At 34.1% G+C, this 15,128-nt stretch carries 19 protein-coding genes and 1 pseudogene; 5 read left to right on the plus strand and 15 right to left on the minus strand.

Annotated elements, in window-relative coordinates; translation table 11 throughout:
- The first annotated feature begins 40 nt into the window (after nt 1-40).
- A complete protein-coding gene (locus MKY08_RS17390) occupies nt 41-307 on the plus strand; it encodes a DUF3055 domain-containing protein (RefSeq protein ID WP_069509851.1) in 267 nt (88 codons plus the stop codon).
- 155 nt (nt 308-462) lie between these two features.
- Here the strand turns inward: MKY08_RS17390 and MKY08_RS17395 are convergent, their stop codons facing one another.
- From MKY08_RS17395 to MKY08_RS17445, 11 genes are all read right to left on the minus strand, one after another.
- Nucleotides 463-642 (minus strand): hypothetical protein, encoded by a 180-nt coding sequence (locus MKY08_RS17395; protein WP_069509853.1) that lies wholly within the window; start codon nt 640-642, stop codon nt 463-465.
- Between the two features lie 60 nt (nt 643-702).
- A complete protein-coding gene (locus tag MKY08_RS17400) occupies nt 703-1,227 on the minus strand; it encodes an HAD family hydrolase (protein WP_069509884.1) in 525 nt (174 codons plus the stop codon).
- A gap of 489 nt (nt 1,228-1,716) precedes the next feature.
- Nucleotides 1,717-1,899, minus strand: coding sequence for a hypothetical protein (locus tag MKY08_RS17405; protein ID WP_069509855.1), 183 nt, complete (start codon nt 1,897-1,899; stop codon nt 1,717-1,719).
- A 155-nt stretch (nt 1,900-2,054) separates the two neighbouring features.
- Nucleotides 2,055-2,792, minus strand: a complete 738-nt coding sequence (locus tag MKY08_RS17410) for a hypothetical protein (RefSeq protein WP_256093133.1) — start codon at nt 2,790-2,792, stop codon at nt 2,055-2,057.
- A gap of 810 nt (nt 2,793-3,602) precedes the next feature.
- A complete protein-coding gene (locus MKY08_RS17415) occupies nt 3,603-3,956 on the minus strand; it encodes a YutD family protein (RefSeq protein ID WP_069509858.1) in 354 nt (117 codons plus the stop codon).
- Between the two features lie 34 nt (nt 3,957-3,990).
- Nucleotides 3,991-4,914, minus strand: coding sequence for a lipoyl synthase (lipA, locus tag MKY08_RS17420; protein ID WP_069509861.1), 924 nt, complete (start codon nt 4,912-4,914; stop codon nt 3,991-3,993).
- A 115-nt stretch (nt 4,915-5,029) separates the two neighbouring features.
- Nucleotides 5,030-5,800: a sporulation protein YunB gene (yunB, locus tag MKY08_RS17425; RefSeq protein WP_256093134.1), complete on the minus strand. Its 771-nt coding sequence runs from the start codon at nt 5,798-5,800 to the stop codon at nt 5,030-5,032.
- 44 nt (nt 5,801-5,844) lie between these two features.
- Entirely contained in the window at nt 5,845-6,954 is a 1,110-nt protein-coding gene (locus MKY08_RS17430; RefSeq protein WP_069509864.1) for an HD-GYP domain-containing protein, read from the minus strand.
- Nucleotides 6,955-6,989: 35 nt separating this feature from the next.
- Nucleotides 6,990-8,357 (minus strand): bifunctional UDP-sugar hydrolase/5'-nucleotidase, encoded by a 1,368-nt coding sequence (locus MKY08_RS17435; RefSeq protein WP_069509866.1) that lies wholly within the window; start codon nt 8,355-8,357, stop codon nt 6,990-6,992.
- A gap of 16 nt (nt 8,358-8,373) precedes the next feature.
- Nucleotides 8,374-9,195, minus strand: a complete 822-nt coding sequence (locus MKY08_RS17440) for a sulfite exporter TauE/SafE family protein (protein WP_069509868.1) — start codon at nt 9,193-9,195, stop codon at nt 8,374-8,376.
- Entirely contained in the window at nt 9,195-10,052 is an 858-nt protein-coding gene (locus MKY08_RS17445) for a DUF72 domain-containing protein (RefSeq protein WP_069509870.1), read from the minus strand. The genes MKY08_RS17440 and MKY08_RS17445 overlap by 1 nt, the downstream gene beginning before the upstream one ends.
- 233 nt (nt 10,053-10,285) lie before the next feature.
- Between MKY08_RS17445 and MKY08_RS17450 the strand changes: the two genes are divergently transcribed.
- Nucleotides 10,286-10,657, plus strand: a complete 372-nt coding sequence (locus MKY08_RS17450; protein WP_069509871.1) for a hypothetical protein — start codon at nt 10,286-10,288, stop codon at nt 10,655-10,657.
- A gap of 593 nt (nt 10,658-11,250) precedes the next feature.
- Here the strand turns inward: MKY08_RS17450 and MKY08_RS17455 are convergent.
- A pseudogene (locus MKY08_RS17455) lies at nt 11,251-11,533 on the minus strand (IS3 family transposase); the annotation flags it as partial.
- Nucleotides 11,534-12,199: 666 nt separating this feature from the next.
- Between MKY08_RS17455 and MKY08_RS17460 the strand changes: the two are divergent.
- The 3 genes from MKY08_RS17460 to MKY08_RS17470 all read left to right on the plus strand — a co-directional run bounded on the left by MKY08_RS17460 (nt 12,200) and on the right by MKY08_RS17470 (nt 13,751).
- Complete coding sequence (locus tag MKY08_RS17460; protein WP_256093135.1) at nt 12,200-12,331, plus strand: hypothetical protein; 132 nt, start codon at nt 12,200-12,202, stop codon at nt 12,329-12,331.
- A 76-nt stretch (nt 12,332-12,407) separates the two neighbouring features.
- On the plus strand, nt 12,408-12,950 hold the full coding sequence (locus tag MKY08_RS17465) for a hypothetical protein (RefSeq protein WP_069509873.1): 543 nt from the start codon (nt 12,408-12,410) through the stop codon (nt 12,948-12,950).
- A gap of 561 nt (nt 12,951-13,511) precedes the next feature.
- Nucleotides 13,512-13,751: a DNA-binding protein gene (locus MKY08_RS17470; protein ID WP_069509875.1), complete on the plus strand. Its 240-nt coding sequence runs from the start codon at nt 13,512-13,514 to the stop codon at nt 13,749-13,751.
- Between the two features lie 47 nt (nt 13,752-13,798).
- On the opposite strand, the gene MKY08_RS17475 is transcribed toward MKY08_RS17470, so the two are convergent.
- The 3 genes from MKY08_RS17475 to MKY08_RS17485 are packed head-to-tail and all read right to left on the minus strand — an operon-like array spanning nt 13,799 to nt 15,070.
- Nucleotides 13,799-14,542 carry an N-acetylmuramoyl-L-alanine amidase gene (locus MKY08_RS17475; RefSeq protein ID WP_342533984.1) on the minus strand — a complete coding sequence of 248 codons (744 nt, stop codon included), beginning with the start codon at nt 14,540-14,542 and terminating at the stop codon, nt 13,799-13,801.
- Complete coding sequence (locus MKY08_RS17480; protein ID WP_069512191.1) at nt 14,539-14,802, minus strand: phage holin; 264 nt, start codon at nt 14,800-14,802, stop codon at nt 14,539-14,541. The genes MKY08_RS17475 and MKY08_RS17480 overlap by 4 nt, the downstream gene beginning before the upstream one ends.
- On the minus strand, nt 14,792-15,070 hold the full coding sequence (locus MKY08_RS17485) for a hypothetical protein (RefSeq protein ID WP_141705587.1): 279 nt from the start codon (nt 15,068-15,070) through the stop codon (nt 14,792-14,794). The genes MKY08_RS17480 and MKY08_RS17485 overlap by 11 nt, the downstream gene beginning before the upstream one ends.
- Nucleotides 15,071-15,128: the final 58 nt, after the last annotated feature.

Below are 15,128 nucleotides of genomic sequence, written 5' to 3' on the forward strand. Positions count from 1 at the left end.
CTATAGTACCATATCTATAGGACTGGAAGGAGATTAAAAGATGGAACGTTTTTTCTTATATGATGATGTAGAAGATACAAAAACACGCTTTGTTAGTTTTGCAGGACAGAAACTACGCTACGATTTAGCCATTTTACAATCTGGCCGCTTCTTTGGCAAAGTACTTGTGATGGATATCCAATTTGGCCGCTTTGCGATTATAGGACCAGATGACATAGAAGAACCTGGCTATCTTGAACACGTATACAACCGTTCTGAAGAAGAGACAGTCGAACTGCGTGAATACTTACGGGAATTACTAAACTAATACTGTTAAAAGATTTAAATAAAAAAATTTCGCTAATCCATTTGCTCGGGACTGCAATAGACCCTTTGGTATATAGCGAAATTTTTTTGTCAAAATCCCATCATGTCAATTTATTATTTGAACCAATTACACTAAATAGAATCCCTTACGTATCATTATTTATTTAAAGTGGAAGGGTTATCTTTATTATGGGGCTTGTTTTTGTTTTCATTATCATTTTGTTTTTTCGCTTGTTTATTTTGCCCAATAACAGCTAAATCATCTACACTAATATCAAAGCCATATCCGTACTCTTCACGGTCTAATTGCTTTTTCTTTTGCTTTTCGTTAGCCAAAATTATCACCTCCACTTTATAAACTTTCCTTTTTTAAATGATTTATACTTATACAAAAAACTAATGTGCATCCTCAATCATCCAGTCAACAGCACTTATTAAATCTGGGAATACGGCATCCGCAAGTGGATCATAGCTACCTAAAAAAACACCTTTTGTACCAGCTCGTTTCCCTGCAATAATATCTGTATCTGTATCTCCCACCATATAAGATTTTGATAAATCCACATTATATTTTTCAGCGAGGTCTACAATTAACTTGCTATTTGGTTTCCGACAATCACAACCAGCTTTTGGTTTATGGGGACAATATACGACTTCATCGATAATTGCTCCCTGTTTTTTTAATTCATTTGTCATATGCGTGTGTATTTTTTTGAGCTGACCTTCTTTCATAAATCCTAAGCCTACACCACCTTGATTTGTTACAACAAAGACAAAATCAAACGAGTCGTTTAATTTTTTAATCGCTTCTGGCACACGTGGTAAGAAAAACAGTTGCTGCGGTTTATTCACAAATTTAACTCTTTTCGTCAACACTTCGTTAATTACCCCATCTCGATCCAAAAATACTGCTCTTTTTATATCAATCACACCTTTAATAAGAATCAATTATATCGTGCCCCATTGTAATTCAACTTATATATACACATCGAAAAATACATTTCATTTTAGTAGGAAAAGCATTTCACAAAAAAGACTAGTTAGTCACTGGCAATAGCAGCGTATGTCCATCATACCTTCTTTTCTTTATATTACAGTTTATATTGCGAAACATATAAAAAGACTTTTCTATTTTTCATAGAAAAGTCTTTAGACTATAGCCCCATAGTTGAATAATTATTACACTACCAATTATGTAAAAATTTATAAATATTTTTTTAACTCTTGAATCCCTAACAGTCATTTTTATAAGGCTAATTCATATCCTTATAGACGCTCTTACCTTTTTGATGGCTGCTTTTAAATCTACCATTACCTATGTTTAATTTCATTGCTTATTAAAACTTGACTATCAATTTAAATATTATTAAAAAATTAAAAATATCCAATCCTTTGGTACCTCTATAGTTCCTATATGTTCTTTTTCTTCTTCATTTTTTCAATCCCATCAATTAGAATACCTATGCCAAATAACATAAACCCTATCTCAAATGAATATTTAAAATAAATAAAGCTATTATAGCCGAGTTTGTAAACTAGACCAATCAAAATGAGGACAACACCTATAATAATAGTGCTATTCCCAATATTCATTAACACTCCTCCTTCTTAAATAACTCCGAAAAAGCATATAATTTCTTCAACAGATATCTGTATTATTTTTTTAGTAAAGTTAGTTGTTGATTTGCTGAATTTTTCTCTGTAATTTCAATAAAGAAAACGCTGATATATCAGGTTTTCTTTATAATTTACCACTTAGAAATTTGTGTACCTGAATAAATTGGTGTGAGATTTCTATCGAAAGCTTCTTTATTATTCCATATTGTAGTTTTTACATGAAGACCACTTTCACTATACCAAGTTTCAACTTTATAGTATTGCCCTACTGCTTTAGGTGGGAATCCTGATACTACTCCAATCGAAGTAAATGCATAATAAGTGGTAAATCCTGCATAAAGCGTTTTTGTTATGAAACCAATAGTATTATTTTTTAAAAACTTCACACCAACACCAAGACCACCGATTACAAAATATTCAGCTAAGGCATTTGCTCTCGAAACTGTGTAGTATTCAGTTACTACTTGACCTGATGGATAATTGTAAAATGTCCCAAGCGATTTTGATTCTGAATATCTTTTATTAAATTTCGCAACAACATATTGTGTACCGATAATATTAATCCGAGGCCTAGGTATAGTAAGAGTATGGAAACCAACTGTATTAGCTACTGTAACACAAGTACTATCTGACAACCTATATTGGCTAGGCCATTCATAGCCTATACAGACACCTGTATTACCAGCATTTCTTATTTTCACATGGTAATAAACTCTTATAGTTCCATCACTATAATCTTTAACTATATTAGAAACACTAATATAACTATCAACAAGAGGCGTAGAACCTTTAAAAGAAGTAGCAGCTTTAGCACTATCATTTAATTTAAGAAACGATAGTGCTGAGATTAATAGAACACAAACTACCATTTACTTATTTTTCTCATAATACTAAATATTCTCCCTTTTCTTAATTATTAATTAACATTAAATACTTTTTAAACAAAAATAGATTTTTTTAGAATAAAAGTAATAACATTTTTCAATTTTCAGAAAGTAGAATAAATAAATAGAAATCTTTTAGCAATTGATAAGGCATTACAGAAGTTTTTATACAACATTCGGAAATTAATAAGGTATGCTCGAGGAACAAAAAGATTAATTATCTAATAAGAAGAAGTGTTGAAAATAAGCCAGCAGCTCAGACGAAGGGGGAAAAGAAGCTCCTCAAGTCTTTATGGATTATAAGTGTTAATTATTCTTTACTATGTAAAACATTAAAATGGCTGATTCTTAAATTAATTTCATTTTAGTATGATATAAAAGATATTTCAAGAATAAAATGATATTTTCAATCTATATATTTGCATTTTTCCTGTAATTCACCTAAAAAATACAGTCATACTACAGAAAATAATATTAAGAACGTTTCTTTATTACCAAGCTTATTTCACCTTCTATTTTTGGTGATTGATAATACAAATGATAACGAGCTCCATGACTTAAACTAGATTCCGTCATTTGATAATCAATAGCATATTTATTAAAAGAGAGCTTTAATTAGATTAAAAAGTGCCATAGTTGTTCTTCTCCTTCTTCAAAAATTTTTAAAATAGTAGGTAGTTATTATACATTATAATAATTGCACTCTAAATTAGTTGAATGCTCTTAAATATTTTATAACCCCTATAAAATAAATATAAAAAAACCTGATGCACATTTGGCATCAGGTCGTTATAGCTATTCTACTATTTGTTCATTGTCATTTGGTTTTGTCACTTCGGTAGCTTCATTTATTACAACGTCTGGCTGCAAAATAGCTTTACCGGATTTACGCAATACAAAATAAGCACAGCCAAAATTACAATACTCATATAAGTAATCTTGTAGCGTACTGATTTTTGTATCAAAGGTAGATTTCTGATTTTTATCATCAAAAAAACCTTTTAAACGCAATTGATTATAGCCCCAGTCGCCTACAATATAATCATATTTGACTAAAATGTCTGAGTACCGCTCCTTAAAGGCTTCTTCCTGAAAAGCTTCACGGTAATCTTCAACAACTTCGTATTCATATCCTTCAATAATGATCAAAGTGACACCACCTTTCTAGATCTACTAAATTATATTACACTTCGGCCTGTAATTGACGCTCTTTTGTTGCGGCATTGACTTGCTCGTCTGCGTGATAACTACTGCGTACAAGTGGGCCTGCTTCACAATGCTTGAAGCCTTTTTCCATTGCAATTTTGCGAAGTTTACCGAATTCAATCGGTGAATAATATTTTTTTACAGGTAAATGTTTTTTAGTTGGTTGTAAATATTGACCAATTGTCATAATATCCACGTTATTTGCACGTAAATCGTCCATTACTTCTAAAATTTCTTCATGCGTTTCACCTAAACCGATCATTAAAGATGATTTTGTTGGAATGTCTGGTTGCATCTCTTTTGCTAAACGAAGAAAGTCTAAAGAACGTTCGTATTTTGCACGTGCACGTACTCTTGGCGTTAAACGTCGTACTGTTTCAATATTATGATTTAAAATATCTGGTCTTGCATCCATTAGAAGTTGAAGATTTTCCTTAATACCTCCAAGGTCAGAAGGCAATACTTCTACTGATGTTAAAGGGCTTTTACGACGAATAGCGCGCACCGTTTCCGCTAACACTTCTGCACCACCATCTTTTAAATCATCACGTGCTACCATGGTGATAACAACATGCTTTAAGTTCATAATTGCCACTGAATCAGCCACACGTTCTGGTTCTGCAAGGTCTAACTCATTTGGTAAACCCGTTTTGACCGCACAGAAACGACATGCACGTGTACAAACTGAACCCAAAATCATCATTGTCGCTGTTCGGCGCTCACCCCAGCATTCATGAATATTTGGACAACGTGCTTCTTCGCATACTGTATGAAGATTTTTTTCACGCATAAGCTTTTTAAGACCCTTATATTCATCGTTCGTGTTTAGTTTAATTTTAAGCCAATCAGGTTTTCTTACATGTTCTTCTTTTTCATTGCTAGTAGGTTTACAGGATGTCATACAATTTCGCCCCTATCAAAGTAATCTTTTGTTGAATATGATCTACCATCACTGTTGTCAATGTATCATATTACACGAACTGCAACAACTAACATTTACTCTCAACTTAACATTTCTATTGATATGGCACCGGCACTTCTATAGATGGCTGTACCGCATCTGTGCCATTCGTATAAATATTTGGTACTGGTCCTCTCGTTAACCCCATAGCTACAGGAATATCCTGTGATACCGTCGTTGACTTACTGGCAAATGGCACGATTATTTGGACATTCACTTCTATATGAATGCCAACTTCGACATACGCACTATTAATACCAAATTCTCTAATATCTGCTGTAACATTACTATGGACATTGCCAATTACATGAAAACGTATTGGTATTTTAGGCCCTAAATTACCGAGCAAAGGAATATCTGCCGCCTGTGCAAGTGGGACGAAAAAGACAATACCATCTCCTTGTTGAATTTTATTGACATCATATTCGACATTATCTAAATCTGGTAAGTGGGACAATTCTCCATGTTCAGCTTGTTCTAAATACATTTTCACAAGTTCAAGTGTTTCAGCACGCACTCTATTAATAATTTCTGTATTAAATTTTGTGGTCACTGACGTACCAGATGGTACATCTTCGATTATATCATTAACGTCCAATACGTTAGAAGTACGTGAGTTAATGGCTTTACTCACAACATACGACGCAATTTTATTTGTCTGCACTTCTGCATATTCTAAATATGTGGGTTTAAGACGCTCATTTAAAAAATACAGAAAAAATGCTATACAAATAATACTTGCAACGATTAATAAGGTTAAACGATTAAGCTGCATTCCTCTTTTATGATTCGTTCGCAATTTCATCCTTTTTCGAGGGAAAAACAAAAAAATCTCCTCCTGTTCTACAACGTATGAACAGGAGGAGCAAATTATACGACTCTCGTTGGCACTACATAATCGGTTTCAATACTATCAATTTTTACAGTTGGATAGTCCACTAAATTAATTTCATATGTCGCTGTAAGTAATTCATTACGCTCTTCAAAAATGCGAATCCAAGGCAAGGCAGCATCCAAAGTATTTTGTTTAGAAACAATGCCTCGGCGACCATCTGATAATTTTAAAATCAGCCCATTCGGATAATGGACAACCGATCTTTTTAATGCATTGACAATTCGTGCATCATAAATAGTGCCTGAGCCAGCTTCAACAATGGCAAGCCCTTGTGATGGTAGCATTTTTTCACGATATACACGATTTGTCGTCACTGCATCGAATACATCCGCTACACCAATAATTTTGGCAAATGGATGGATTTCGAAATCAACTAAGCCACGTGGATAGCCACTCCCATCAATGCGTTCATGATGTTGAAAAGCACAATGTGCAACCAGTAAGGAAATTGAGTGCAAATTACGTAATAAATCAAAGCCGTAACGCGTATGCATTTTCATCATTTCAAATTCCTCATGCGATAAGCGACCTGGTTTTTTTAATATCTCTTTCGGCACCATAAGCTTTCCAACATCATGCAATAAGGCACCAATACCAATTAAACGAAGATCTTCAGCAGAATGACCTAATTCTTTTGCAATCGCAATCGAGTATAAAGTCACATGAAAAGAATGCTGATATAAGTATTCATCAAATAAATAAGCATCTGTTAAAACCGTTAAAATTTCATTATTACCCGTAATAGCTGAGAGTAGTTCATCGACAATCGTAACAATCGCTTTCGACTGCTGATCTAGTACATAAGAGGCATTCACCGTACTTAAACCATTCAATGATTGGAAAGAATCTTTAATAGTTGAAATGGCTTTGTTCCGGACATCAGGAGGAACTGTCTCCTTGACTTCAATGCCTTCAGAAATTTTGTCATCAATATATAAATAATGCGTATTCAACTGTTGAAGTCTTTCAATAATACGTTCATTAATGACAACGTCTTTCTTTAAAAGTGGATGACCTGCCTCATTCCAAATGGTTCTTCCTAGTACCATTCCTTCTTTTAATACATCGATTGAAATTAATCGCATGACTTCTTCCCCAATCCATTCTTAAAGCATTTTATCTATCGCTTAAAGAAACTTTGCCCATAATCTAACATAATGTTTCGTAAAAAATCAGGTAAAATATATTTTTTCTTTGCATATTTAAAGCTAGGATAAAAATAACCGAACGTAAACAAATCCAGCGTCACTAATTTATAAGTTCGCTCATTATCTGCAATTTTTCCATTAATGAGCAATTGACGCTCCTCATTCATTGCAAAGCCATACGTCAGCATTTTACCAAAAACAACGCCCCTAAACCCTAATCCTTTAAGCTCCATATTGGGCCATTCTTCATTTTTCGATTGCTGAAAAATCTCTTTTATTTCGGATACCGACAATTCGATTGTACATAAATTAATTGGATGTGGAAAAATTTTATGTAAATCAAGCGCGGTTACTGTTCCTTTTGGAAGGCCCTCTAGAAAAATCCCTGCATTAAATAACGCACAGTCTGCACCACTTTTTTCTATAATTGCTTGCGCAAATAGGTGAGATAATTGTGAGTAATGGAACCATTCTTTATTGTACATTTTTTCTGTCGAAAATACAGGCTTGTCTAATAACCTTTTGCCTTCTTCTTCTAAAGTTAGCAAAAATTCATTTTCATTTTCAACAATTGGCAAGTCCTTATTATGAATTAAAGTATCCTTTTTTTCAACAATTTCTCTCGTTTTTCTATCATATTCTATCGCGAGATGTCCAGTATATTGGCCAAATTTCCCTCCACCAGTAAGCAATACACCGTTGATAAACTTCCCATTTGGCAACGTATGATGCGTATGAGACCCAAAGATAACATCGATTTCAGGACATTCCTCTGCTAGCAGTTCATCTTCAGTAATTCCTAAATGTGACAGACAAACAACAATGTCTACTTCTTTACGCAGTTGATGGGTTAATCGAATAAGGGAACTTCGTGCATCGTCTATTTGCCATTGCAATTCCTTATAATAAATTTCGAACATAGCTGTTGCTGCAATAACCGCGATTTTCGTGTCATTTTTTGTGGTTAACACAACGTAAGGCTTTAACCACATTGGGTTTTGTCCCTTCGAGGCATTAACATTCGCCACTACGACTTCAAATAGCGCGTCATCGTATAGATGAAACAACTCCTCATGAGACAGTGTAATGCCTTCATTGTTACCGATTGTCACAACATCATAACCGGCGTCGTTTAATAATTTGACATTTCCCTTACCAATCGTCGCGTCTGTATAAATATTTGACCTATCTAGATGATCTCCAACATCAACTAAAAAGCTAGTTTCCCCTAGAGCCGCATATTGAGCACGTTGCGCATTGACATAGTTTTGCATGCGTGGCCAATACTTAAAATGACTATGCAAATCATTTGTATGAAAAATATGAATTTTTTCCAGCATTCCAGCCACCTCTTCTTTACAATAAGCCCTCTATAATGGAACGAATTCCTAATAATAATAAAATAATTCGAAGTGCCAGGACAAGTGTATCTGATTTAATTTTTTTATTGAGTGCTGCTCCTAGCTTAGCTCCAATATAAGCTCCAGGAATAACTGGAATCGTATAAAGCCAAGGTATATGACCTAAATAAATATGGCTTGCGGAGTTCACAATGGATGTTAAGAAGACCATAAACATGGATGTTGCCACTGCCACATGTGGTGGAAATAAAAATAATATGATCATTGCAGGCACAACCATTGAGCCGCCACCAATACCAAATAATCCAGATGCAAAGCCAACTGCAAAGCAGAACAACAACGCAAACCAAATCGGATAGCCGTAAACATATGTTTGTCCAGATGCATCAATAAATTGGTGTTGTGTACCGTTTTTCACAAACCATTGTACAGGTTTCAATTTATCGCGTACAAGTAAAATAATCGATATAACAATTAACAATAACCCAAAATATAAATTAAATGAAGGTAAATCCAACCCTTTATTTACCCATGCACCCACCATTGTTCCTGGAACACTACCTAAAAAAAATATAAAACCACTTTTATAATCCACAGTTTTGGATTTCATGTAGCTTAATGTTGATGCTAGCCCGGTGAAAATCATCATCACAACAGATAGCCCAACCACCTTTTGCGGTGTTATATCTGGAAGCAACCCAAGATTTAAGCCAACAAATAAAGTAGCCGGTACTAAAATAATCCCTCCACCTAGCCCAACAAGAGAGCCGATTAGCCCCGATGCTAGTGCAATGATAACTAAAAGAATAAACTCCATTATATTTCTCCTTCAAACATATTTAATTGTTTTGGCGCTAAACCAACATCTCGTATTGCTAATAGCTCCTGAAGCTCCTTTGCATTTTTCGCAGCATGCAATCCTGAATTATTATTAAATAACACAAATAGCTCCTGTACCTTCGGCTGTATAGCTTGAATATGCTGACCGAGTTGTTGCAACTCTTCTTTATTATAATCATATAGAAAACGAACTTTGCGCCAGTTTTCCATATTGCCAGTATTACGCCAGCCATGAATATTGCGACCATGAATACGTACGAGTGCCCTATTAGCAGTTACTTCAGGGTAAAAGGGAACAGAGCCAATACCCGCTTGTGGTTCATCACAAATCGTATGAATAAATTGATGTTCCTTTAAGAAATCCATTGTTTGCTGGACAAGCTTGTCTGCATACCACGTGCGATTACGAAATTCAATTGCCACATTAAACTCTTTTAATTGTTGCCTAATATACAATAAATATTGGACATTTTTTGACTGACAATCAAACCATGGTGGAAACTGTGCGAGTACCATCGCTAATTTTCCATGACGTTTAAATTCATTGGCACATTCGATAAACGCGTTAAACATATCATTTTTGGATTCGAAGGGAATTTCCCCACGTAAATGACCGGTCATTCCTTGATAAGCTTTTATAACAAAACGAAATGAATCTGGTGTTAGTTCACACCATTTTCGCACATTGTCAACTGATGGAATAGCATAAAATGATGTATCTACTTCTACTGTCAAAAAATGACCTGCATAATCAAATAATTTGTCCTTTGAGGCAGTCACACCACTGTATAACGAAGGATGATCGCCCCAGCCTGTTAACCCAATTCGAATCATAAGACTCCCTCCCTATGTACCTAATGATAGCATACACTTTCTAGTGCAAATACTTACAAAAATCAGAACTACCAGTTGAGTACAATCAATAATGCAGAATTACTTAAAACGTTGAAAATCATTAATAGCTTTCGACGTTATTATCTAAATATTTTCAATATTCTAATTTATGATTTATAATAGATGCGATTTTAACAAAACATTCTAAAAAATGAAGGGAAGGAGAAAGGGAAGTGCCAAAAAAAATCATTTATTTCATAGTAGCTTTGGTTTTGGTTGTTTCATTTGGTTCAATTGTAATTCAGCCACAAGCAGTGACTAAAGGTGGGGTAAGTGTAGATTATACAAAAGAAAAAGTTGGTGATATGAGTGGAAATTTATACACAATAAATAAAGATGAGGTTACAACTTATGGGTGGCCTTGGACTGCAATAACTAAAACTGTAAAAAAAGAATATACTTCTGCTGCTGCAGTCCCAGATTCAATTTATTACGAAGAGTATATTGATGGTAAATGGTATCATGGCAAACTAAAAAGAACTGGAGAAGTAGAAAAGCTTCAATATACTTGGAGAGCAACTTTCACAGGTAAAATTAATTATTAAAAGGAGTATTATATATATGATTAATATTTTTAAAAAAGGTTTATTGATGTTTGGAGTTGCTGCGTTTATTTTACCATTTTCTAGTCCAACTGTTCAGGCAAGAGGAACAACAATACCCGTGACACAAGAAACATAAACCGAATTAACGCCATTTTGGGTATATGATCATGTTCAAACAATCACTTTGACTTTTCCTACACCTTCATTAATTCCTAAGGAAGTACCCTATGAGTATTATCATGAAGTTTACGGCGTAATGAGGGGTGTTTTAAAATATGTAAAACATGAGTATGTTAAAGGAGAATATAAAGCTACTTTTACAGGTAGGATGTATAGTAATCCTGTATAACTGGTCTTCAGTTAAAATAAAAAATATAGAGATGGGACAACCCCCTCTCAAATATAAAAAATTGTGTAGTGTGAGGGAGATGCAGGATTGCTTAAAATGCTAGGAATTTTTGTAGTACAAGTTTTTGACGAAAATTTATAAAACAACGCATAAACAATGTTCACAGACCATTGTTTTGCAACTAATTAAGAAATGGTCGATAATATAAATGGGCCTAACCCTGTGGACAACAATTAAAATAGCATTATCCAACCAGTTGTCGGTATTGAACCGGTGACTGGTTGTTTAGTTTTGTTTGGATTCGGGTTATTGTTATAATAATTAATCTAGTCTTTTACAGTTTGTTCTTCGATGGCCGTCGTAGTACTTTTCAAAATGTGTAAGTAGAATGTTTCAGACTTTAACACAGAATGAAACGATTCGATTGGGGCATTATCAGCGAACGTACCTTTACGGAACATCCTCATGGTAATGCCTTTTGCTTCTACAGCTTGTTGATATTGATAAAATGTATACACCGCGCCCTCACCTAGTTTTTGGTTTATTTTACCTATATAAACATATTCATCATAAGCCTCTCTGTGTTCTTTTCCTTTATCCTTCTAAAGCATAACTGTAGCTTTTTATTTCTCGGCTGTTTTTCTAAGCTATAATAGAGAAACCATGTCTTGGTCATAAATCAATATAAGTAACAGCAGATACTTATTTGTATACAACAAAAAGATCGAGCGCAACGCACTCGACTCTATGAAAAACATATAAATTTTTAATTTGTTTTTTTCTTACACCAACCATACAGAAACATTGATGTATCAAGTTTTATCGGACTTTTATCCAATACTTCCTTCCATCTCGAACTTGATAAATGGAGGCTTTTGAAATGTCATATATAATAGTAGAAACTCTATAAAATCAATGTTTTTGAATAAAAGCTACTCTATATTTGTTTATGCATTTGTACATTGTCGGCATGAAATCGGCACAAAGTCGGCATGAAAAATGGTAACACTGACCGTCCGAAAAAAGGCGGTCTTTTTATATTTTATCTCCTCACGATCTACCTTAAGAGTTACAATGAAACTCTTTTTACCAACAGCCTTACTATACGCCGACTACAAATACAACGTGATATTTCTAGAAAATTTAAATATAATTAATATCGGAGATAGATAAAATTAAAATGAGGTTTCAAAATGAACAAATTAGAAGAAACAACAAAGGAATTGCTTGAAAAAGGTTATACGATCGAGGAAATTAAAGCAGCTTTCGAGGAAGTAATTGAACAAGCTAAAGATTCCAAGGTAGATGATGAGACAGATAACTAATTACAGTTGTCTGTTTTTTGTATGTACTTTTAACTCAAAATTACCTAAAATGGAAATGTAAAGGAGAGGTTTTGAAATGAAAAAAATAATTTTTAGCGCTGCATTAGTATTAAGTTTAGGATTAGCTGGTTGTGGTGAAACGAAAAAAGAAAATGTTTCAGGTACAGCAGAAAGTGCATCTGCACAAAATGATACCGACACAGACAATAGTCAGGTAGAGAATGAAAAAGATGATACAGGAGTAGAAGAAATTAAAATAAATCAAGTAGTAGTTGATAACGAAAGTTATAAAGCTACTCTTGTTGAAATAGTAAAAAAAACAGATGATATATGGGGTAATTCCATCGATGTTATTTATGAAATCGAAAATAAACTTGATTATACTATCGGAGTACAGGCGCGCAGTGTATCAGCAGATGGGTATATGGTGGATGAAGCGATTTTGAATATGTCTCAAGAAGTAGGTGCTGGTAAGAAGGCTAAAGCAATCTTAACTATTAGTGATTTTGATGGACATGATTTCCCAGAACTAAAAAGCGATTTAGAAATGCAATTATATGTTTTTAACTATGATACGTTTATTGAGATTGCTGAACATGAAGTAAAAGTTTCATTTTAATAAATACTAACTATTTTGCCACTTTATCGAGTGGCTTTTTTTATTAATCAAATCAGTAATTTATTTCAATAAAAGCAAAATAAATACACAATAGCTGTTTACTTTTTTAAATAGGTATTGTATAATAAGAGTATAGAAAGGAGGTGAACAAGAACTGGATGAATTTGAGAAAGTCCTTGCAACAGTAGCGCTAGTCGCAACAACCTTTAAAGCTTTCACATCAGGCTTGAAAGACATTTACGACATGGTGCAAGGAACAAAGAAAAAGCGACGCCCTCCCGCAAAGAAGAAACGTCGCAAATAACACCTAGAAGGAGGTTGACGCCTCCTTCTCAATCAAATTATAACACATCCACTTATTATGTATGAAAAGAATGCTTAAACGAATTGGTTATGTAAACATCGCTTTATTAATCGCGAGTACTGCTGTAATACTCAAATATGTTGATTTTCAAAGTCCATCAACAATTGATTATGTATTATTAGCACTTTATGGAACAACTGTTTTAATTCACTTCACAAGGCTAATAATATTTATGTTACCAAAGGAAAGGTGATTACATGAAATATGAATTTTCCACAACTGAAGAACTTCTAGAATTTTTAAATGCTGAATTACTATCTGCTGCAGAAGCTGCTGAGGTATTAGAAATATCGAAAGCCCGTCTCGGACAATTGATGAAAGATGGAAAGTTAAAAGCAGCTAAAGACCAGCCTAAAATGTTTTTAAAAAGTGTACTGCTTGAGAAAAAAGATGAGCTTGAATCGCTTCGAAAAAAATATAGACCTTACGATGAATAAACAAAAAAAGCCCAGGCTCAAAATTAATTGAGATCCTGGGCTTTAAATCATTCAGCTACAATATTTGTTACCTGGGCTAACTTAGCTGTTTTAATTTTACTAGCTCCTGCTTGTGCTGCAGCCATTCCAGTAAATGTACCTGTTTTAACACGCCATTTAACACCATCTTGCTCACTATACGCAACCCAGCCGAAACGATGTTTTAATACATCTAAGACATTTTCAGCAGCTTGTCGTGTGGCGTATGTGCCAGTAAGTACACGGTATTTATTATTATCAATAACTGGTTTTTGTTGCTGTACATTACCACTTGCATTTTTAACCATTGTAATAAATTGTGACCATGTAATTTTACCTTCTCGTAAATTTCGAGGGCAATTTTTGCCACTAAAATAATTGTGCTGAACAACATTACTAATTGGAATGTTTTCATCCTTCATGATTTTAGCAACTAACTCTGCAGCATTTTGCATTGCCTTTGGATAGTTACCATCACCATTTACGCAAACTTCTACTTGTATACCTTGATTATTACCTGTCGTGCTTCCCGCAGCCCAACATCTCCAAGCATGTTCAAAAGATTGTACAGCCTCTTTGTCATCCACAGTATAATGCCACGATGCATTACGACTATTTCCATTGTATTGTAATCGTGCATGCGCGTCTGCATCAGCCCCTGAACGTGTATTATCTGTCTCATGAACAACAATGTATTTTTTAGCGTTCCCTTTGCCATAAGAGACCTTGTTAGCTAGTACATCAGGAACTAATTTTTTACGAATTGTACTCATTTTATTTCACCATCCTTTGGTTTGTTATAATCCATTGCTAGTTGGCTATCTGAAATTCCTTTTGTTGTTGGGTCGATGATAATACCAAGTAAACCTAAAATGCTTAAAATCGTTTCAGAAATAGCCGTGATTTGATCGTTGTAAATTGTAATATCGACATGAAAAATGCCCGCAATTTGATTAGCGAGCACAATAAGTAATGCGATTAAAGACACCCAAAATTGCTTGTGTTGCAGACGTACTTTCCAGTTAATTTTCATATTTAACACTCTCCTTTGTATTTCCCTGTATACCTGCTACTTTTTCAAGAACGACAATTCGTACTTCATGATTATTAATGCGTTGCACTGAATCCTTTGCAGTTTCATCAACTTCGTTCAAATGTTGGTTTAATCTATCGATACCATTAGTTAAACTAAGTAACGTTTTATTCAGATTGTTGGTAATGCGCCAAATAAATAAAAGTCCTGCAAATAATGCTGATACAATCGGCAACCAATTATTGATTGTTTCGACCAATGTCCTCACCTTCGTTTCTCCAATATAAAAGCCCTCCACAATTATCTATGGAAGGCATAAAAAATAA

The organism is Lysinibacillus sp. FSL M8-0337, assembly GCF_038593855.1.
Lineage (GTDB): Bacteria > Bacillota > Bacilli > Bacillales_A > Planococcaceae > Lysinibacillus > Lysinibacillus sphaericus_D.

Excerpts from the sequence above, each read along its gene's own strand:
- MKY08_RS17435 (WP_069509866.1), bottom strand. The coding sequence starts at position 8,357 with ATGCTGGAAAAAATTCATATTTTTCATACAAATGATTTGCATAGTCAT.
- MKY08_RS17390 (WP_069509851.1), top strand. The coding sequence starts at position 41 with ATGGAACGTTTTTTCTTATATGATGATGTAGAAGATACAAAAACACGC.
- MKY08_RS17480 (WP_069512191.1), bottom strand. The coding sequence starts at position 14,802 with ATGAAAATTAACTGGAAAGTACGTCTGCAACACAAGCAATTTTGGGTG.
- MKY08_RS17460 (WP_256093135.1), top strand. The coding sequence starts at position 12,200 with ATGAACAAATTAGAAGAAACAACAAAGGAATTGCTTGAAAAAGGTTAT.
- MKY08_RS17470 (WP_069509875.1), top strand. The coding sequence starts at position 13,512 with ATGAAATATGAATTTTCCACAACTGAAGAACTTCTAGAATTTTTAAAT.
- MKY08_RS17475 (WP_342533984.1), bottom strand. The coding sequence starts at position 14,542 with ATGAGTACAATTCGTAAAAAATTAGTTCCTGATGTACTAGCTAACAAG.
- MKY08_RS17410 (WP_256093133.1), bottom strand. The coding sequence starts at position 2,792 with ATGGTAGTTTGTGTTCTATTAATCTCAGCACTATCGTTTCTTAAATTA.
- MKY08_RS17405 (WP_069509855.1), bottom strand. The coding sequence starts at position 1,899 with ATGAATATTGGGAATAGCACTATTATTATAGGTGTTGTCCTCATTTTG.
- lipA (WP_069509861.1), bottom strand. The coding sequence starts at position 4,914 with ATGACATCCTGTAAACCTACTAGCAATGAAAAAGAAGAACATGTAAGA.
- MKY08_RS17430 (WP_069509864.1), bottom strand. The coding sequence starts at position 6,954 with ATGCGATTAATTTCAATCGATGTATTAAAAGAAGGAATGGTACTAGGA.
- MKY08_RS17445 (WP_069509870.1), bottom strand. The coding sequence starts at position 10,052 with ATGATTCGAATTGGGTTAACAGGCTGGGGCGATCATCCTTCGTTATAC.
- MKY08_RS17440 (WP_069509868.1), bottom strand. The coding sequence starts at position 9,195 with ATGGAGTTTATTCTTTTAGTTATCATTGCACTAGCATCGGGGCTAATC.
- MKY08_RS17465 (WP_069509873.1), top strand. The coding sequence starts at position 12,408 with ATGAAAAAAATAATTTTTAGCGCTGCATTAGTATTAAGTTTAGGATTA.